Annotated in this window: 14 protein-coding genes; 9 read left to right on the top strand and 5 right to left on the bottom strand. The window is 73.5% G+C overall.

Translation table 11 applies throughout. The features are described 5' to 3' along the window. Window positions 1-140 precede the first annotated feature (140 nt). From PIR53_08570 to PIR53_08555, 4 genes are all read left to right on the top strand, one after another. On the top strand, window positions 141-1,550 hold the full coding sequence (locus PIR53_08570) for a PspC domain-containing protein (protein ID WZH54029.1): 1,410 nt from the start codon (window positions 141-143) through the stop codon (window positions 1,548-1,550). A 95-nt stretch (window positions 1,551-1,645) separates the two neighbouring features. Continuing rightward, the gene (locus PIR53_08565) at window positions 1,646-2,287 is read left to right on the top strand and encodes a response regulator transcription factor (GenBank protein ID WZH54427.1); all 642 of its coding nucleotides are present in this window, start codon (window positions 1,646-1,648) and stop codon (window positions 2,285-2,287) included. A 108-nt stretch (window positions 2,288-2,395) separates the two neighbouring features. After that, window positions 2,396-3,883 carry an APC family permease gene (locus PIR53_08560; protein WZH54028.1) on the top strand — a complete coding sequence of 496 codons (1,488 nt, stop codon included), beginning with the start codon at window positions 2,396-2,398 and terminating at the stop codon, window positions 3,881-3,883. After that, window positions 3,880-4,350 carry a universal stress protein gene (locus PIR53_08555; protein WZH54027.1) on the top strand — a complete coding sequence of 157 codons (471 nt, stop codon included), beginning with the start codon at window positions 3,880-3,882 and terminating at the stop codon, window positions 4,348-4,350. The genes PIR53_08560 and PIR53_08555 overlap by 4 nt, the downstream gene beginning before the upstream one ends. Window positions 4,351-4,466: 116 nt before the next feature. Here the strand turns inward: PIR53_08555 and PIR53_08550 are convergent, their stop codons facing one another. After that, window positions 4,467-6,314, bottom strand: a complete 1,848-nt coding sequence (locus PIR53_08550; protein WZH54026.1) for an NAD(P)/FAD-dependent oxidoreductase — start codon at window positions 6,312-6,314, stop codon at window positions 4,467-4,469. A gap of 231 nt (window positions 6,315-6,545) precedes the next feature. On the opposite strand from PIR53_08550, the gene PIR53_08545 reads away from it, so the two are divergent. The 3 genes from PIR53_08545 (at window position 6,546) to pcrA (ending at window position 10,766) form a co-directional block, all read left to right on the top strand. Beyond that, window positions 6,546-7,766, top strand: coding sequence for a GAF domain-containing protein (locus tag PIR53_08545; GenBank protein ID WZH54025.1), 1,221 nt, complete (start codon window positions 6,546-6,548; stop codon window positions 7,764-7,766). 10 nt (window positions 7,767-7,776) lie between these two features. After that, the gene (locus PIR53_08540; protein WZH54024.1) at window positions 7,777-8,136 is read left to right on the top strand and encodes a hypothetical protein; all 360 of its coding nucleotides are present in this window, start codon (window positions 7,777-7,779) and stop codon (window positions 8,134-8,136) included. 77 nt (window positions 8,137-8,213) lie between these two features. Further along, window positions 8,214-10,766: a DNA helicase PcrA gene (pcrA, locus tag PIR53_08535; GenBank protein WZH54023.1), complete on the top strand. Its 2,553-nt coding sequence runs from the start codon at window positions 8,214-8,216 to the stop codon at window positions 10,764-10,766. Between the two features lie 108 nt (window positions 10,767-10,874). On the opposite strand, the gene PIR53_08530 is transcribed toward pcrA, so the two are convergent. Beyond that, window positions 10,875-12,068 (bottom strand): M23 family metallopeptidase, encoded by a 1,194-nt coding sequence (locus PIR53_08530; protein WZH54022.1) that lies wholly within the window; start codon window positions 12,066-12,068, stop codon window positions 10,875-10,877. A gap of 331 nt (window positions 12,069-12,399) precedes the next feature. Here PIR53_08530 and sucC point away from each other — a divergent pair, with 331 nt between their 5' ends. Both sucC and sucD read left to right on the top strand, forming a co-directional pair. Then, entirely contained in the window at window positions 12,400-13,566 is a 1,167-nt protein-coding gene (gene sucC / locus PIR53_08525) for an ADP-forming succinate--CoA ligase subunit beta (GenBank protein WZH54021.1), read from the top strand. Between the two features lie 28 nt (window positions 13,567-13,594). Continuing rightward, window positions 13,595-14,491, top strand: coding sequence for a succinate--CoA ligase subunit alpha (gene sucD, locus PIR53_08520; GenBank protein ID WZH54020.1), 897 nt, complete (start codon window positions 13,595-13,597; stop codon window positions 14,489-14,491). Between the two features lie 210 nt (window positions 14,492-14,701). Here sucD and PIR53_08515 read toward each other — a convergent pair whose 3' ends face one another. The 3 genes from PIR53_08515 to PIR53_08505 form a co-directional block, all read right to left on the bottom strand. Continuing rightward, the gene (locus PIR53_08515) at window positions 14,702-16,231 is read right to left on the bottom strand and encodes a hypothetical protein (protein WZH54019.1); all 1,530 of its coding nucleotides are present in this window, start codon (window positions 16,229-16,231) and stop codon (window positions 14,702-14,704) included. Beyond that, window positions 16,224-16,733 carry a SigE family RNA polymerase sigma factor gene (locus tag PIR53_08510; GenBank protein ID WZH54018.1) on the bottom strand — a complete coding sequence of 170 codons (510 nt, stop codon included), beginning with the start codon at window positions 16,731-16,733 and terminating at the stop codon, window positions 16,224-16,226. Before PIR53_08510 ends, PIR53_08515 begins: the two co-directional genes overlap by 8 nt. A 126-nt stretch (window positions 16,734-16,859) precedes the next feature. Beyond that, window positions 16,860-18,701, bottom strand: a complete 1,842-nt coding sequence (locus PIR53_08505; GenBank protein WZH54017.1) for a hypothetical protein — start codon at window positions 18,699-18,701, stop codon at window positions 16,860-16,862. Window positions 18,702-18,758: the final 57 nt, after the last annotated feature.

Here is an 18,758-nt window from a genome sequence, read left to right as displayed (position 1 = left end):
GGGACGCCCCTGATCCTGCCCCGGTCCCGGCCCGGTCGGTGCGCGGGGTGCGGTCGGGGCGGGGGCGTCGCCGTCTCGGGGTCGGCTCGGGGTTCGTCCCGATGTGCGCACACCTGCGGGCGTGTGACGATGGCGGCACCATGACGACCACTGCTCCGCCGACCGCTCCGCCCCCCGTGCCGCGGCGCGCGGGCCGCGACCTCGAGCACGGCCTCGTCGGCGGCGTGGCCGCGGGGCTGGCGGACCACCTCGGGCTCCCGGTCCTGGCGCTCCGGATCGGCTTCGTCGTCGCCACGGTGCTCGGAGGGCTCGGCGCGGTGCTGTACGGCGCGTACTGGTTGTTCCTGCCGGCGGCGCCCCTCGTCGACCGCGCCGGCGCCGCCCCGGGGCTGGCCGGCGCCGCGCGGGACGGCCGACGCCCCCGCGGCCTGCTGGGTCGGCCCGCGGGACGCACCGGCGACGCGATCGTCGTCGGGGTGCTCTCGGTGGGCATCGTGCTGGCCGTCGAGGCCGTCGTCGGCCGCGGCGCCCTCGTCTGGGCCGTCGCCCTCGTCGCGGGCGGCGTGGCACTCCTGTGGCGCCAGGCCGACGAGGTGCAGCGCGAGCGCTGGGTCGAGCGCACCGAGCGGATGGACCCGGTCGGCATGGTGCTCGGCTCGGGCGGCTGGGCCGCCTGGACACGGATCGCGCTGGGCACCGCGCTGCTGGGCGCCGGCCTGGTGCTGCTGGGCTTCCGCGACGGAGGGATCGGGGCCGCGCGCGAGGTGGTGCTGGCCGTGCTCCTGGGCATCGGCGGCCTCGCGGTGGTCGTCGGGCCGTGGGTGGCGCGACTCGTGCGGGACCTCGGCGAGGAGCGCACGGAGCGGATCCGCAGCCAGGAGCGGGCCGACGTCGCCGCGCACCTCCACGACTCGGTGCTCCAGACGCTCGCGCTCATCCAGAAGAACGCCGCCGACGCCGCGACCGTGGCCCGGCTCGCCCGCGCCCAGGAGCGCGACCTGCGGGCGTGGCTGTTCGCGGAGGAGCGTCCGGGGTCGCCCGGCGCCGGCCGGGGGGCCGCTCCCGAGACCCTGGCGGCCGCCGTCCGCGCGGTCGCCGCGGCCGTCGAGGACGACCACGGCATCGAGGTCGAGGTCGTCGCCGTGGGCGACGCACCGTGGTCGGAACGGGTGCAGCCCGTGGTGGCCGCGGTCCGCGAGGCGGTCGTCAACGCCGCGAAGCACGCCGGCACGGGACGCGTCGACGTCTACGTCGAGGTGCTCGCCGGAGCGGTCGACGTCTTCGTCCGCGACCGTGGCGCCGGCTTCGACCCCGACGACCTGCCCGCCGACCGGCACGGCGTGCGCGGCAGCATCGTGGACCGCATGGTCCGCCACGGCGGTACGGCGCGGATCCGGTCCGCGCCGGGCGAGGGCACCGAGGTGCGGGTGCACCTGCCCGCGCCCGACGAGCAGGCGCAGCAGCCGGGCCAGCCGGGCCACCCGGGCCAGCCGGGCCGGTCGGAGCAGGGCGTCGGGAGCACCGACGCAGCAGGGAGGGGAGTGCGGTGAGCGACGCAGGACGCGACGTACCGGGTCAGCCGGGTCAGCCGGGTCAGCCGGGTCAGCCGGGTCAGCCGGGTCAGCCGGGCGCAGCGCCGCGGCCGGTGCGGGTCGTGGTGGTCGACGACCACCACATGTTCCGCACGGGGGTGCGGAGCGAGCTCGCGGCCGCGCCGGCGGCCGTGACCGTGGTCGCGGAGGCGGCCGACGTGGACACGGCGGTCGCCGCGGTGGAGCGGGAGCGTCCCGCGGTCGTGCTGCTCGACGTGCACCTGCCGGGCGGCGGCGGGGTCGAGGTCATCCGGCGCACGCAGACGACCGTGCCCGGCACGCGCTTCCTCGCGCTGAGCGTCAGCGACGCCGCCGAGGACGTCATCGGCACGATCCGCGGGGGCGCGCGGGGCTACGTCACGAAGACGATCAGCGGTGCGGAGCTCGTCGACGCCATCGGCCGCGTCGCGGACGGGGACGCCGTGTTCTCGCCGCGGCTCGCCGGGTTCGTGCTCGACGCGTTCGCCGGGGCGATCCAGGTGGCGGAGGTCGACAGCGACCTCGACCGGCTCTCCGAGCGCGAGCGCGAGGTGATGCGGCTCATCGCGCGGGGGTACGCCTACAAGGAGGTCGCGAAGGAGCTCTTCATCTCGGTGAAGACCGTCGAGACCCACATGTCGAGCGTGCTCCGCAAGCTCCAGCTGTCCTCGCGCCACGAGCTGACCCGCTGGGCCTCGGACCGCCGCCTGCTCTGAGCGACGGTTGACACCGACTCCGTCGGTGGGTTCAGTGGCCGGTCTGCGGACGGGTGCGTGCACCCGTGGTGGGTACCTCCCCGCCAGCAGCCTCTCGGAAGGCAGGACATGGCCGACCCCGCGCACGACCCGCTGACGAAGGCCGCGCACGCGGCCTCGACGGAGCTCGACGACGACGACAACCTCCAACGGTCGATCTCCGGCCGGTTGCTCTTCTTCTACGTGCTGGGCGACGTGCTCGGCTCGGGCATCTACGTGCTCATCGGCGCCGTCGCCGCCGCGGTGGGCGGTGCCTTCTGGCTCGCCTTCCTCGCGGGTGTCACGGTCGCGACGCTGACCGGGCTGGCCTACGCCGAGCTGGTCACGAAGCACCCCCAGGCGGCCGGTGCGGCGCTCTACGTGAGCAAGGCGTTCGGCAAGCCGTTCCTCACCTTCATCATCACGATCTGCATGCTGTCGGCGACCTTCGCGGCGGCGGGGTCGCTGGCGACCGGCTTCTCGTCGTACTTCGCGCAGGTCTGGGAGCTGCCCCCGCCGCTGCTCATCGCCGTGATCTTCGTGGCGTCGCTCGCGGTCGTGAACTTCATCGGCATCACCGAGTCGGTGGTCGCCAACATGGTGATGACGTTCGTCGAGGTCGCCGGCCTCGCGGTCGTGGTGCTCATCGGCATCGTCTACGTGAGCCGGGGCGAGGCGGACTTCTCCGTGCTGGTGCAGTTCGACACCGACGGCAGCCCGGTCTTCGCCGTGGTCGCCGGTGTCGCCCTCGCCTTCTTCGCCATGACGGGCTTCGAGAACGCGGCCAACGTGGCCGAGGAGACCGTCGACCCGTCCCGCACCTTCCCCCGCGCCCTCATCGGCGGCATGGTCGGGGCGGGGATCATCTACGTGGTCGTCGCGATGACGGCGGCGCTGACGGTGCCGATCGACACGTTGGCCGAGTCCGACGCGGCGCTGCTCGAGGTCGTCAAGGCCGACATCATCCCCGTGCCCGTGGGCGTGATGACGACGATCTTCGCCATCGTCGCCATGGTCGCGATCACCAACACGACGCTGGTCGCGCTGGTGACCCAGTCGCGCATCCTCTACGGCATGGCCCGGGAGGACGTCGTGCCCGGCGTCTTCGCGAAGGTGCACGCCGCGCGCCGCAGCCCGTGGGTGGCGCTGATCTTCTCGGCGCTCGTCGTGACGACGTTGCTCGTCGTCGGCCACACCCTCGACGCGGCCGGGATCGGCGGGTCGAGCGGGGTGGTGGAGCGCCTCGCCACGGTCACGGTGGTGTTCACCCTGTTCATCTACGCGCTCGTCATCGTCGCCGCGTTCGTGCTGCGGCGCGACGAGCGCCCGGCCGACACCTTCCGTGCGCCGACCGCCCTGCTCGGGATCGGGATCGTCGGCAACGCGGGCCTGTTGGTCTACGTCGTGGTCGACGACCCCACGTCCCTGCTCTGGTGCGCCGGGCTCCTCGCGCTCGGCCTGCTCCTGTACGTCGCGGAGCGGGCCTTCGGTCGGCGGGGCGAGACCCGGCCGCCGCCGGGTGCGGCGGCGCGCACGAGCAGGGACGACGAGCGACCCACGGGGGAGGAGCACCGATGAGCATGCACGTCGTCGTCGCCACGGACGGCTCGAAGCAGTCCCTCGCCGCAGCCCGGCACCTGCGGGCCCTCGCCGCGCCGGAGGCGCTGAGCGCCATCACGGTGCTCGCGGTCGTGCGTCCGCTGGCGGCCGTCTCGTTCGTCGACGAGCTGTCCGACGCGGGTCGCGTCGACGCGGCGTCGTCCGTCGCCGGCTTCCGCGACGCGGCGAAGGCCTCGATCGACGTCATCGCGGCCGTCTTCGACGGCTGGGGGCCGAAGGTGCACCGCAAGGTGCGCTCCGGATCGCCGGCCAACGAGATCATCAAGGTCGCCGAGCAGGTCGACGCGGGGCTCGTCGTCGTGGCCAGCGGCGGCCGCGGGCTCAGCGACCGGGTGCTGCTGGGCAGCACCGCACAGCGCGTGCAGCAGTACGCGCCGTGCCCGGTGCTCGTCGTGCGCCCGGCCCCGAAGCGCCGCCGCGCCTAACCCGTCCCGCCTGACCCGTCCCGCCGGACCCGTCCCGCCGGACCCGACGGAGCCGGGGGTACGACGCGGGTCGCTCCCGCGTCGTACCCCCGGCTGGTCGTCCGGTGGTCCGGTCCTCAGGACCGGTGGTGCACCTCCGCCTGGGCGAACACCGGCGTCGCGATGCCCTCGAAGCGCGCCTTGAGCTGCAGCGCGAGGTAGAGCGAGTAGTGCCGCGACTGGTGGAGGTTGCCGCCGTGGAACCAGAGCCCGGGCTGCTGGGTGGGCTTCCACATGTTGCGCTGCTCGCCCTCCCACGGACCGGGGTCCTTCGGCGTGTCGGAGCCGAGGCCCCACACCTTGCCGACCCGGTCGGCGACCTCCGGGCTGATGAGGTCCGCGGCCCAGCCGTTCATCGACCCGTAGCCCGTCGCGTAGACGACGAGGTCCGCCGGCAGCGTCGTCCCGTCCTCGAGCACGACGGCGTCCTCGGTGAGGTGGGAGACCTCGCCCTTCGCCAGCTTCACCTCGCCGTCGGCGACGAGCTCGGCGGCGCCCACGTCGATGTAGTAGCCGGAGCCGCGACGGAGGTACTTTATGAACAGGCCCGAGTCGTCGGCCCCGAAGTCGAGGTCGAAGCCGGCAGCCTCCATGCGGGCGTAGAAGTCGGCGTCCTGCTCGCGGATCCGGTCGTAGAGCGGGATCTGGAACTCGTGCATGATCCGGTAGGGGAGCGAGGCGAAGACGAGGTCGGCCTTCTCGGTGGTCATGCCCGCTGCGAGCGCCCGCTCCGAGTAGAGGGCGCCCAGCCCGATCTCCATCAGCGAGGCGCTCTTGACGATGTGGGTCGAGGACCGCTGCACCATCGTCACGTCGGCGTCGTTCTCCCAGAGGGCCCCGCAGATGTCGAAGGCGGAGTTGTTGGAGCCGATGACGACGACCTTCTTGCCGCGGTAGGCGTCGGGGCCGGGGTGCTGCGAGGAGTGCTGCTGCTCGCCGCGGAAGACGTCCTGGCCGTCGAAGGTGGGCCAGTTGGGCTTGCCCGACATGCCGGTGGCGAGCACCAGCTGGGTCGGCCGCAGCGTGAGCGGCTGCCCCTCCCGCTCGACCTCGACGGTCCAGGTCCCGGTCTCCTCCGAGTAGGACGCGGACGTGGCGGTGGTCGAGGACCAGTACGGCACCTCCATCACCTTCGTGTAGAACTCGAGCCAGTCCCCGACCTTGTCCTTGGGTGCGAAGACCGGCCAGTTGTCGGGGAACTTCAGGTAGGGCAGGTGGTCGTACCAGACCGGGTCGTGCAGGCACAGCGACTTGTAGCGGCTGCGCCACTGGTCGCCCGGCCGCGGGTGCTTGTCGATGACGAGGCTGGGCACGCCGAGCTGACGGAGGCGGGCGCCGAGCGCGATGCCGCCCTGGCCGCCGCCGATGACCAGCACGTAGGGCTGCGTCGTCGATCCCAGCGACGCCGCCTCCTCCTGGCGCTGCTCGCTCCACGTGCGGCGGTCGCGCCGCGCGCCGTGCTCGGCGCCCATCGGGCGGCGGGTGCCGCGCGGCTCCTCGTGCCCCGTGAGCTCGAACAGCGTCGTCAGGAACGTCCACACGACGAGGCGACCGTCCTCGTCCCGCAGGCGGGCCAGGCCGCGGCCGCGGCCGGTGGCGGTCGCGAACTCGAACCACGCCGTGACGACGCCGTCGTCCTCGGTCGCGTCCTCGCTGAGGCGGAAGTCGTGCGGGTCGGTGCCCTCGAGCGTCGCGGTGAGGAGGTCGGCGACCCCGGCGCGGTCCTCGACGGTGGTCAGGTTCCAGCTGAAGGCGACGAGGTCGCGCCAGAAGCTGGTGGTCGCGAACTGCTCGGCGGCGCCGGCGACGTCCCGGGCGCGGAGCGCGGCCTCGAACCGGTCGAACCAGGCGGCGGCGCGGGCCGTGGGGTCGGTCGGGTGGTCGGTCGGGGCCGTGTCGGTGGGCCGTTCGGCGATCTGGGTCATGGTGTTCCTTCCGATCGGGTGTGACCCAGGACACGCCTCCCAGGTTCGGCCGCGGAAGCGTTGCGACGCGTTGCGGGCGTCGGGGGCGTCGGGGGCGTCGGGGGCTGCCGACGGCGTCGCGCACTGGCGCACCACGTTGCACCGGGTTGCACCGTGACCCCCGTCACGGCGCGGCCTATGCTGCCGAGGTCCGTACGACGCGGTGCGGGCCACGCGGCAGCGGGAGGTGGCATGGCGTTCAGCGCGGGGTTCAGCGCGGTCGCACCCGGCACCGACCTGACGGTCCACGCCCGCGAGCTGCGGCGCGTGCACGACGCCGTGCTCGGCGGCACGCGGCTCGCTCCGGGCGCGCGTCCGCGGGCGGTCGTGGCGCGGTCCTGGCGGCGCATGCTGGAGCTCGGCCTGGACCCCGACGGCGCCGGCGCCCGCGACCCGCTGCCCCTCGCGGAGGTGGAGGCGCGACGCAGGAGGTCGCCCCTGTCCGACGTCATCGACGACCTGCGCCGGGCGCTCGCCAGCGTCGCCGACGCCTCCCGCTTCCTGCTCGTCGTCACCGACGCGGACGGGATCATCCTGTGGCGCGAGGGGGCGAGCGCCGTGCGCCGCCGCGCCGACACGCTCGGGTTCGGCGAGGGTGCGCTCTGGTCGGAGTCGCAGGTCGGCACCAACGCGATCGGCACGGCCCTCGCCGAGCAGGCGCCCGTGCAGCTCTTCTCGGCGGAGCACTTCGAGGCCCAGCAGCACCCCTGGTACTGCACCGCCATGCCGCTGCACGACCCCCGCACGGGCGACCTGCTCGGCGTCGTCGACGTCAGCGGGCCGGCGCTGACCATGCACCCCGCCATCACCGCCCTGGTCGAGACGGCGGTCCGGCTCGCCGAGGCCCGCCTGGCGCAGCTGCACGCGGAGCGCCTCGACCGGCTGCGCCGCTCCTGCGACCACGTCATCGGTACGTCGACGGGTCCCCTCCTCGTCGTCGACGACGACGGCTGGGTGGCCCACCGCTCCGGCATCGCCGTGCGCGACCGCATCGCCGCACCGCGGGCCGAGACCACCGTCGCGGTGCCGGGCCTGGGGGTCTGCCTGCCGGAGCGGCTCGACGGTGGGTGGCTCGTGCGCCCCGCGGCGGCCGAACGGCGGCTCCGCATGCGGCTCGACCTGCGCGGGGAGCCGCTCCTGGAGGCGACCTCGGGCGGCGAGCAGTGGCGCCGGGCCCTGAGCCGACGCCACGCCGACATCCTCGTGCGCGTCGCGGCCGCCGGCCCCGCCGGCCTCACGCCCGCGGCGCTGAGCCGCGACCTGTTCGGGGACGACACCCACGAGGTGACCGTCCGGGCCGAGGTCTCGCGCATGCGGCGCGTGCTCGGGGCGGTGCTCGGCACAGCGCCGTACCGCCTCGCCCCCGAGATCGAGCTCGAGGTCGTGCCCCCGGTCGTGCCCGGGACGCCGTAGGGTCCCGTCCGTGGAGATCCTGCGCCTCGTCCTCCTGCTCCTGCACGTGCTCGGCTTCGCCGCCCTCATCGGCGGTCTCCTCGCGCAGGTGCGCGACGAGGAGAAGCGGATCACGCCCCCGGTGCGCGACGGCATCGGCACGGCCTTCGTGGCCGGGCTCCTGCTCGTCGGCGTGCTGGAGGCCGGCGACGCCGACGTCGACCACGTGAAGATCGCCGTGAAGTTCACGATCGGCCTCGTGCTGCTCGTGCTGGTCATGGCCAACGTGCGGAAGCCGCGGATCCCCGACGGCCTGTTCTTCGGGCTGCTGACGCTCAGCATCGTCGAGGTCGTCGTCGCGATCTTCGTCTCGCCCGTGCACACCTTCTGAGCAGATGCCCGGCGCCCCCGTCCGTCGGGGTCGCCGGGGCCAGGAACGTCGGCGCCCGGACGTAGGCTGGCCCGACGATGAGCAGCTCCTCCATGATCCCCGGCCTCGAGCACCTCCTGCCGCCCGCGGCGTCGCCGTCGACGTCCTCCGCGACGTCTGCGGAGGGGCGCACCCCGGCTGCGTCGGGCGACGCCCCGGGCGCGTCGGACCGCCCGAGCGGATCGGGTGCCGAGGCCCTCCTGGAGGGACTGAACGACCCGCAGCGCGAGGCGGTCGTCCACGCGGGCGCCCCGCTGCTGGTGGTCGCGGGCGCGGGGTCGGGCAAGACCCGCGTGCTGACCCGCCGGATCGCGTGGCTGGTGAGCCAGCGCAAGGCGCACCCGGGGTCGATCCTGGCCATCACCTTCACCAACAAGGCCGCCGCCGAGATGAAGGAGCGCGTCGAGGCGCTCGTCGGTCGCCGGGCCCGCGTCATGTGGGTCTCGACGTTCCACTCGGCCTGCGTCCGCATCCTCCGCAAGGAGATCGAGCGGCTGGGGTTCTCGTCGAGCTTCTCCATCTACGACGCGGCCGACTCCCAGCGGCTGATGACCCTGGTGCTGGGCGACCTCGACCTCGACCCGAAGCGCTACCAGCCGCGGGCGGTGCTGGCGTGGGTGTCCAACGCGAAGAACGAGCTGAAGGACGCCGAGCAGGCGGCCGCCGAGGCGGACAACGGCGTCGAGCAGGCCTATGCCTCGGCGTACGCGGAGTACCAGAAGCGCCTGCAGGCGGCCAACGCGCTCGACTTCGACGACCTCATCATGACGACGGTGCACCTCTTCGCGGCGTACCCGGAGGTGCGCGAGGTCTACCGGCGGCGGTTCCGGCACGTGCTCGTGGACGAGTACCAGGACACCAACCACGCGCAGTACGCGTTGATCCACCAGCTGTGCGCCGACGACCCCGAGGCGGCGCGCGACTCCGTGCTCGCGGGCGCCGAGGCCCCCGGCGACGCGGGTGGCTCCGGCGGGGAGCGCGTGCCGCCGAGCGAGCTCATGGTGGTGGGTGACGCCGACCAGTCGATCTACGCGTTCCGCGGCGCCAACATCCGCAACATCCTCGACTTCGAGCAGGACTTCCCCAACGCGTCGACCGTGCTGCTCGAGCAGAACTACCGCTCGACCCAGACGATCCTCACCGCCGCCAACGCGGTCATCGGCAACAACGAGGGCCGCAAGCCGAAGCGGCTCTGGTCCGACGCGGGGGACGGGGAGCCGATCGTCGGCTACGTCGCGGACGACGAGCACGACGAGGCCCGCTTCGTCGCCGACGAGATCGACAAGCTGACCGACGACCACGGAGTGCGGGCCGGCGACGTCGCGGTGTTCTACCGCACCAACGCCCAGTCGCGCGTGTTCGAGGAGATCTTCGTGCGCGTCGGGCTGCCCTACAAGGTGGTCGGGGGCGTCCGGTTCTACGAGCGCAAGGAGGTCCGCGACGCGCTGGCCTACCTGCGCATGCTCGCCAACCCGGCCGACGAGATCTCGCTGCGCCGGGTGGTCAACACCCCGAAGCGGGGGATCGGCGACCGGGCCCAGGCGTGCGTGGCGGCGCTGGCGGCGCGCGAGGGCACGACGTACTGGGAGGCCCTGCGGGTCGCGCACCGGGCCGACGGCATCGCGTCGCGGTCGGTGAAGGCCATCCGCGGCTTCGTCGACGTGGTCGAGGAGCTGCAGCAGATGGTGGCGGCCGACGAGCGTCCCGACGTGATCCTCGAGGCGGCGCTCGACCGGTCGGGCTACCTGGCGGAGCTGGAGGAGTCCGACGACCCGCAGGACCACACGCGTGTCGAGAACCTGGCGGAGCTCGTCGCCGTGGCGCGGGAGTTCGCCGACGACCCGCAGGCAGGCCCGTCGGCCGACCCCGAGGACGTCGAGGCGGGCACGGTGCAGCCGGGCCTGCGCGACTTCCTCGAGCGGGTCGCCCTGGTGGCCGATGCCGACCAGATCCCCGACGACGACGGCGGTGACGGCGTCGTCACGCTCATGACGCTCCACACCGCCAAGGGCCTGGAGTTCCCGGTGGTCTTCCTCAGCGGCATGGAGGACGGGGTCTTCCCCCACATGCGCGCCCTGGGGGACCGCAAGGAGCTGGAGGAGGAGCGCCGGTTGGCGTACGTGGGGCTCACCCGCGCCCGGGAGCGGCTCTACCTGTCGCGCGCCGTCGTGCGGTCCGCCTGGGGCGCCCCCTCGCACAACCCCGCGTCGCGGTTCCTCGACGAGCTGCCGGCCACCCTGGTCGACTGGCGACGCACCGCCGCCGCGATGACGACGTGGAACCGTCCCGACCTGGGGTCGTCCTGGGGCGGCTCGTCGCGGTCCGGTTCCACGCCCCTCGGCGCGCCCACCGCGGCCGGGCGCCGCAACTTTTCGGCGGCCGCCGCCCGTGCCGACGCGGCCGCGAAGGCGAAGAAGGCCCGCGAGGTGCCCAACCTGGCGCCCGGCGACCGCGTCGTCCACGACACCTTCGGGATGGGCACCGTCGTCACGGTCGACGGCGTGGCCGACAAGGCCATCGCCTCGATCGACTTCGGCAGCAGCGGCGTCAAGCGCCTGCTGCTGCGCTACGCCCCGGTCGAGAAGCTCTGACCGCGGGGCGGCGTCGCCCCCGAACGCGATAGTCCCTGACGTTTCCGACCACTGGATCGATCCAGGTGGTCGAAAACGTCAGGGACTATCCCGACGACGAGCGACGGATCAGGGGGTGACGCCGTTCTGCTGGAGCGCCGCGTACGGGTCGACGGGGTCACCGGCGCCGGGTCGCACCTCGAGGTGGAGGTGGGGGCCGGTGCTGTTGCCGGTCGAACCGACGTAGCCGATCACGTCGCCCGCGGCGACCGTGTCGCCGACGGAGACGGCGATGGACGACTGGTGGGCGTACCACATCTCCGTGCCGTCCTCGAGCGTGATGACGGTCTTGTTGCCGTAGCTGCCGTTGTAGCCGGCCTGGGTCACGCGACCGCCGGCGACGGCCTTGATCGTCGTGCCCGACGGGGCGGCGAAGTCGAGACCCGTGTGGTAGCCCGACGCGTAGTAGGACTCGGCCTGGCCGAACCGGTTGGTGAGGCGGTAGCTCGCCACGGGCAGCACCCACGCGTTCGCGGCGACCCGCTGGGCCTCCTGCTCGGCCGCCTGGCCGAGGGCGCTGATCGCGGTGGCGCGCTCCTCCGCCATCTCCTCCGTCTGCTGGAGGGTGGCCTCGTCGACCGTCGCGTCCGCGAGGGCGTCGCGCTGCGAGTCGCGGCTGACGGCGCGGTTCCGCTCCGTGAGCAGGTCGCCGCTCGAGGCCACCGTCGTGCCCGACATCGCACCGCTGGCCGCGACCTGGGTCGTGGGCTGGTCGACGTCGGTGGTGGTGCCTGCGCCGCCGGCCGTGAGCGCACCGCCGGTCGAGATGGCGAGCACGGCCACGCCCGCGAGGACGGGGCCGGAGGGGCGGACGGGGATGCGGAAGCCGGTGCCGGTGGACGCCGGCTTCGCCTCCTTCACCGCGCGGCGACGACCCGGCTCGGCGGAGCGCGCGGCGGCGGTCTGGGCGCGGGCCTCGGCCTTCGCCTCCGCGCGGGCCTGCGCCGCGTAGCCACGCACGTCGTACGTCGTGGGGGCGGGGACGCTCGCGGTCACGGCCGGGAGCGTCAGCGTCGTGTCCTCGAACCGGGTGCCCTCGTGCGCCGCACGCACCGGGGTGGCCGTCACGGGGCGCGTCGTGGTGACGTCGCGCTCGATCGCGGGGGTGCTGATCTCGGTGGTGGCGCTCCGCTCGACCGTGGTGGCACGGCGGCGCGGCTCGGGGCGGGCCGCGCGCTTGCCTCCGACGGGGCGGGCTGCGTCACCAGAGGTCGATCCACCGAGGCGGCGGGAGCCGCGGTGATCTGCTCGGTGGTTGCCCATGTACCTCTTGATCCTCGTTCTTCTGCGGGGCGCGGGGGCACCCTGCAATCGGTCCTCGGGAAGTCAGCGCCCGACTGTAACGGACGTCGGAGCCCCCTGGAAATCGCGGCACGGCTGTTTCTGTGGAAAAGCCCCCTCCGTTCGGACAGGCGCGCCGCCGCCCGTCCACCCGCTGCGACGGGGCCGCCGCGGAGCAACCATTGACGCTTGTGACCGCGGTCACAAGCGTACTCCGAGGTAGTGGACCCCTGTGCTGCCACCGGGAGCACGGGTCTATCGTGCGCCGAGGAATCCGGACTCTCACCCTCACTACCAAAGGAATGGTCGGATCGTGGACCTGATGGAGTACCAGGCGAAGCAGCTCTTCGCCAAGCACGGCGTGGCGACCACGCTCGGCACCGTCGTCGAGACGGCCGAGGCGGCGAAGGCGGCAGCCGAGGAGATCGGTGGCGTCACCGTCATCAAGGCGCAGGTCAAGGCCGGCGGTCGCGGCAAGGCCGGCGGCGTGAAGATCGCCAAGACCGCGGACGAGGCGTTCGAGCACGCCTCGAACATCCTCGGCATGGAGATCAAGGGCCTCACGGTCAACCGCGTGCTGGTGACGCCCGCGACCCCGCCGGAGGAGGAGTACTACTTCTCGTTCCTGCTGGACCGGTCGAACCGTCAGTACCTCTGCATCGCGTCCGTCGAGGGTGGTGTCGAGATCGAGGAGGTCGCGAAGACCAACCCCGAGGCCGTCCGCCAGATCCCCGTCGACCCGGGCACCGGTGTCGACGAGGCCAAGGCCCGCGAGATCGCGACCGACGCCAAGTTCCCCGAGGCCGTCTTCGAGCAGGCCGTGGAGATGATCCAGGCGCTCTACACGGTCTTCGTCGAGGAGGACGCCACGCTCGTCGAGGTCAACCCCCTCGCGCGCCTGGCCGGCGACAAGCTCGAGGCGCTCGACGGCAAGGTCTCGCTCGACGAGAACGCGTCGGAGTTCCGCCACCCCGAGCACGCCGACTTCGAGATCCGCGAGGAGGCCGACCCGCTCGAGGCGAAGGCCAAGGACCTCGGTCTCAACTACGTGAAGCTCGACGGCCAGGTCGGCATCATCGGCAACGGCGCGGGCCTCGTGATGAGCACGCTCGACGTCGTCGCCTACGCCGGTGAGGCGCACGGCGGCGTCAAGCCCGCCAACTTCCTCGACATCGGTGGCGGCGCCAACGCCCAGGTGATGGCGAACGGCCTCGACGTCATCCTCAACGACCCGCAGGTCAAGAGCGTGTTCGTCAACGTCTTCGGCGGCATCACCGCGTGCGACGAGGTCGCCAACGGCATCAAGGGCGCGCTCGAGCTCCTCGGCGACGCCGCGACGAAGCCGCTCGTCGTGCGTCTCGACGGCAACAACGTCGAGCAGGGCCGGGCGATCCTGGACGAGCTGGCCCACCCGCTCGTCACGCAGGTCGACACGATGGACGGCGCGGCCGACAAGGCCGCCGAGCTCGCCAACGCCTGAGCCCGGTTAGAGAAGAGACGAGAGAGCAATGTCGATCTACCTGAACTCCGACTCCAAGATCATCGTCCAGGGCATCACGGGTGGCATGGGTGCGAAGCACACGGCCCTCATGCTCGACTCGGGCGCCTCGATCGTGGGTGGCGTGAACGCGCGCAAGGCCGGCACGACGGTGACCCACAAGGACGCCGACGGTAACGACGTCGAGCTGCCGGTCTTCGGCAGCGTCGCCGACGCCATGAAGGAGACGGGCGCCAACGTGTCCGTCCTCTTCGTCCCGCCGCCGTTCACCAAGGACGCGGCCATCGAGGCCATCGACGCCGGGATGCCGCTCATCGTGGTCATCACCGAGGGCGTCCCGGTGCAGGACACGGCCGAGGTCTGGTCCTACCTGCAGGGCAAGTCCACCCGGATGATCGGCCCGAACTGCCCCGGCATCATCACGCCGGGCGAGTCCCTGGCCGGCATCACGCCCCACACCATCACGGGCAAGGGCCCGGTCGGTCTCGTGTCGAAGTCGGGCACGCTGACCTACCAGATGATGTTCGAGCTGAAGGACTTCGGCTTCTCGACGGCCATCGGCATCGGCGGCGACCCGATCGTCGGCACGACGCACATCGACGCGCTCCAGGCCTTCGAGGAGGACCCGGAGACCGAGGTGATCGTCATGATCGGTGAGATCGGGGGCGACGCCGAGGAGCGGGCCGCGGCGTACATCAAGGAGAACATCACGAAGCCGGTCGTCGGCTACGTGGCGGGCTTCACCGCGCCGGAGGGCAAGACTATGGGTCACGCCGGCGCGATCGTGTCCGGCTCGGCCGGCACGGCGCAGGCGAAGAAGGACGCGCTCGAGGCCGTCGGCGTCAAGGTCGGCAAGACGCCGTCCGAGACGGCGGCGCTCGCGCGGGAGATCCTGCAGAGCCGCTGAGCCTCGGCTCACGCACGAACGCACGACGGCGCCGGTCCCGCTCAGCGGGGCCGGCGCCGTCGTCGTTCCCGGGGGTGCCGGGGCCCGGACCCGCCCGCCATCACCGACGTGTAACGCGGTGTCCGGGCTACTGGAGCAGTGGTCGACCACCGCACACGTAGCACGAACACCGCGTTACACGAGGTGGGGGAGGGGGCCGGGGAGGGAGGCTCAGCCCTCCAACCCGTACGCCGCGTTCGCGACCGCCGCGGTGAAGATCGCGTTCATGCGGTCGTCCATCCCCTCGAGCTCGACGGGACCGGCGAGGTCGCGGTAGGAGACCAGCACGACGTAGGTCCCCACCAGCGCCGCGCCCTGGTGGTCGAACCAGATCGCGTCGCAGTCGCTGTCCGGGCAGGCCTCGGGGGCGGTGTACGACGTGGCCCACCAGTAGCCCTCGGAGCCGTCCGGCACGACGACCGTGGGCTCGCGGTCCTCGACGGTGAGGTCCTGGCCGCCGACGGGCGCGTCGCAGGTGGAGATCCACGACGTGACCGTGCCGTAGGCGGCATCGGCCTCCGCCCGCGAGTCGAAGGCCAGCACGGCGGTGTTGATCGCCGAGTCGCGCAGCACCGGGGCGTTCGGGTCAGGCGTCGTCCCCGGTTCCTCCGCGATCGGTGCGGTGAACTCGGCGTAGCGCGCGTCCGCGAACCCCAGCACCTGGAGACGCTGTGGCTCGCACGCGAGCGTCGGCTCGTCGGACGGCTCGATCGCCACCCACTCCTCGCTCCGCTCCGGCGGCGCCGGCAGGTCGTCGACCGTGAGCACCTGACCGGACGCCACCGACGCGGCCGGGCTGGAGGGCTCGCCCTGGTCGGGGTCGACCGGGTCGGCGCCGGAGTACGACGGCAGGTCCTGTCCCGCGTAGTAGCGCATCGCCAGCACGGCTGACTGCTCGAGCTCGAAGCCGTCGAGCGTGAGGGCGTCGAGGTCGGCCTCGCCGGCGGTCGGGTCGATGGTGCGGCTGACGAGCACCGCGTTGGCGACCCGGTAGACGCGCAGGCTGGTGGCTCCCGGGGCGTCGCCCCCCGGCGTGGCCTCGGCGCCCCACGCGCGCACCTCGAGGGTCTCGTCGAGCGGAGCGGAGGCCTCGGCGTTGCGCGTGAGGACGTCGTCGAGGGTGGCCGTGGTGCGGGACTCGCCCGCGCTGAAGGTGCACCCGTCGACCGCGGTGCGGACGTCGTCGACGAAGGCCGCCGCCGCGTCGACGTCGGGGAACGTCGCCACGGAGCGGGCGTACACGGCGGACTCGCCCATGCCGCCGGCGCCGGTGGACGCCGAGGCGACCACGTCGTCGTCCGTCGCGAGACCGACCTCCTCGTCGCAGACGGTGATGGAGCTCGCGGAGAGCGCGGTGTCGGACGCACCGCCCTCGATGACCTCGAGGCCCGCCTCGAGCGGGAAGTCGTCGGGCACGTCGGTGCGCAGGGGCGCCTCCACGGGCGCCGGGGTCGGGGTGTCGGCCGGTCCCGGACCGCCCCGGTCGGCCAGCATGCCGCCCAGCGCCACGCCACCGGTGCCGATGACACCGACGACGACGAGCGTGGCCGCGGCGGCCATCGCCTGCGTGCGTCGGCGCCGGCGGTCGCCGCGACGGCGGACCTCCTCGGCGGGCAGTGCGGGCATGGGACGTCCTGTGCGGGAGAGCGAGCGGAGCCGGTCGACGGGGTCGCCGGCGGGGTCGGGGATGTGGTCAGGCATGGGTGGGTCCCTCCCGGAGGTCGGGGGTCTCGTCGGAGAGGAGGGTCGCGAGGGCGGAGCGCCCCCGGGACAGTCGGGCCTTGACGGTGCCCTCGGGTGCCCCGGTCTCGCGGGCGACCTGGGCGACGGGGAGGTCGCAGACGTGGTGGAGCACAAGCGCCTCGCGCTGGGCCGCGGGCAGCCGCCGGAGGGCGGCAACCACCGCGACGTGGTCCTCGGAGGGACCACCGGCGGTCGCCGAGGCACCGAGCGCCCGGTCCGGGTCGCGGCGGGACCGCGACGTACGCCGCCAGCGGCTCACCGCGAACCGGTGCGCCACCGTGCGCACCCAGGCCTCCGGGTGCTCGACCTTCGCGAGCTTGCGCCGGTGGGCCCAGGCCCGCACGAAGGCCTCCTGCACGCACTCGTGCGCCTCGTCGCGGTCGCCGATCATGGCCGACAGCTGGTTGACGACACGTTGGAACGACGCCTGGTAGAACGCGTCGAAGTCGGCCTCGTCCATCTCACCTCCCCGAGATCGTCCGGCCGGGATGTCCCCGGCCGGTCCGTCGGGGTGATGACGCCCGGCGTGCGGGTCCGGTTGCACCCGCGGCCGACATTCTCGCGGCCGGTTGCGGACGGGAGGGGGTCAGCCCGTCGGGCCCGCGATGAGGAGGCGCTCGCGGGCGCGCTGCACGAGGGCCACGAAGGTGTCGTCGTCGAGGTCGGCGTCGCCGGCCGGCACGAAGCCGACCTGGGTGACGAGGTTGCCGGCCCGGGCCACGCCCATGAGCACGCGGACCGTGTCGTCCTCGTCGACCCGCACCTCGAGGTCCCAGACGATCATGCGGCCGGAGTCGTACTCACCGCTGCCGATGACCTCCGCCGACGTGACGAGGTCCGCCCCGACGCAGTCGGCCAGGCGGTCCGCGATGGTGCCGACGAAGCCGTCGGCGACCTGCTGGTCGCTGAGGCGGCCGCTGGTCTGGGCGAGGCCGAAGGTGGCGGGCAGGCCGGCGTCGGGGATGACGAAGGTGCGGGTGGTCGGGTCGGCGAAGCCGTCGGTGAACCCGGCGCGGTCGCACACGGTCGCCGCAGGGTTGACCTCGGGGACCGTCGGTCGTGTGCCCGACCACGGCAGGTCGATGCCCGGCACGGGCGGGAGGTCGACGGTCTCGAGCAGGGTGGGCGCGTCGCCCGTCGCCACCGGGAGGCGGGGCTCGAGCGCGGGGGAGGAGGAGCAGGCCCCGCCGGCCTCGGTGTCGCACACGCGGTCGACCGCGCTGGCGAGCAGGTCGACGACCGGCTCCCGCGCGTCGGACTCCGTCGAGGCGGCGTCGGCGACCACGACGGTGGTGATGTCGCCGGTGCGGGCGATCGCGGCGGTCACCATCGACTGCGGGGGCCCGGCGACCTGCACGGTGAACGCCAGGGCGACGTCGCCCACGCCGGTCACGTCGTAGGTGCCGAGCACCTGGGCGCGGGGCTCGTCGCAGCCGCCGAACCAGGAGGCCCAGGACTCCATCGTGGCGGTCGCCGCCTCGGGGTCCCGGGAGAGCTCGCTCGCCTGGAAGGCGCGCAGCGAGGTGCCCTCCGGGGTCGTCGCCCGGTGGGCGCTCACGAACCCGGCCAGGCCCTCGGCGTCGGCGTACCGCGCCTGCTGGCACGGGAGCACGAGGCCGTCGCCGCTCGTGTTGTCGCTCGTCGTGCTCGTCCAGGCGCTGTCGGGGGACAGGAGCTCGATCTCGCTGCTGGGGAGCAGCTGCGCGGTCGTGAAGCTCGCGGCCAGCTCGGGGACCGGGCCGAGGGCCGGCGTCTCGGCGGGCGCCTCGCGGTCGACCGAACGTGCCAACGACGTGGCGGTGCCGTCGGCGTCGTGGACGACCGCGCCCGACACCACGAGGGCGACGCACGCGAGGGCGACCCCGCCGACCGTGTGGACGCGGCGGCGGCGCCGTCCGGCGCGCCGCAGGATCGACGGCCGCGGCCAGCGGACGTCGCCGAGCGTCGCCGTGACGGCCGACAGGGCGGCCTCCACGTCCTCGGGGGTCGCCAGGCCGCGGTGCTCGGCGAGCTCCGCGCGCCCGACGGCGAGGTGCTGGGCGCCGTCCTCGACGGTGACGCCGACCTCGCGGGAGGCCTCGGCCAGCGGCAGCCGGGCGACCTCGCAGGCGACCAGCATGCGGCGCGGCGCCCAGTCGAGGCCGCCGAGCACCTCGAGGGTGCGGGCGACCTCCGGGTCGATGTCCTTCTCGCGGTGCCACGGACGGGTGGTGGCGCGCCGGGAGGCGTTCGCCCAGGCGCGGGGCCGCACCTCGGACTCGGGCTCGCCCCGTGCGTTGACCTTCGCCCAGTGGTGCCAGCCGACGACGAAGGCCTCGCGCACCGCGCTGCGGGCGGCCGGCAGGTCGCCCGTCAGCAGGTAGGTCTGCGCGAGCAAGCGGTCGCGCGCGTCCTTGTAGAACGCGTCGAACTCATCGGGGTCGGCCATGGCGGCGACCACGGTAGCGGACCTCCGCGGACCCGGTCGCCTCGCCGGCGGAGGCGC

The sequence above is a fragment of the Nocardioides alkalitolerans genome (assembly GCA_038184435.1).
GTDB classification, from domain to species: Bacteria; Actinomycetota; Actinomycetes; order Propionibacteriales; family Nocardioidaceae; genus Nocardioides; species Nocardioides alkalitolerans_A.
This window is presented reverse-complemented; position numbering and strand designations above follow the sequence as displayed.

What these genes read in the sequence shown, in the direction of transcription:
- PIR53_08570 (WZH54029.1), top strand. Translation starts at nt 141, where the DNA reads ATGACGACCACTGCTCCGCCGACCGCTCCGCCCCCCGTGCCGCGGCGC.
- PIR53_08560 (WZH54028.1), top strand. Translation starts at nt 2,396, where the DNA reads ATGGCCGACCCCGCGCACGACCCGCTGACGAAGGCCGCGCACGCGGCC.
- PIR53_08555 (WZH54027.1), top strand. Translation starts at nt 3,880, where the DNA reads ATGAGCATGCACGTCGTCGTCGCCACGGACGGCTCGAAGCAGTCCCTC.
- PIR53_08550 (WZH54026.1), bottom strand. Translation starts at nt 6,314, where the DNA reads ATGACCCAGATCGCCGAACGGCCCACCGACACGGCCCCGACCGACCAC.
- PIR53_08545 (WZH54025.1), top strand. Translation starts at nt 6,546, where the DNA reads ATGGCGTTCAGCGCGGGGTTCAGCGCGGTCGCACCCGGCACCGACCTG.
- pcrA (WZH54023.1), top strand. Translation starts at nt 8,214, where the DNA reads ATGAGCAGCTCCTCCATGATCCCCGGCCTCGAGCACCTCCTGCCGCCC.
- PIR53_08530 (WZH54022.1), bottom strand. Translation starts at nt 12,068, where the DNA reads ATGGGCAACCACCGAGCAGATCACCGCGGCTCCCGCCGCCTCGGTGGA.
- sucD (WZH54020.1), top strand. Translation starts at nt 13,595, where the DNA reads ATGTCGATCTACCTGAACTCCGACTCCAAGATCATCGTCCAGGGCATC.
- PIR53_08515 (WZH54019.1), bottom strand. Translation starts at nt 16,231, where the DNA reads ATGCCTGACCACATCCCCGACCCCGCCGGCGACCCCGTCGACCGGCTC.
- PIR53_08510 (WZH54018.1), bottom strand. Translation starts at nt 16,733, where the DNA reads ATGGACGAGGCCGACTTCGACGCGTTCTACCAGGCGTCGTTCCAACGT.
- PIR53_08505 (WZH54017.1), bottom strand. Translation starts at nt 18,701, where the DNA reads ATGGCCGACCCCGATGAGTTCGACGCGTTCTACAAGGACGCGCGCGAC.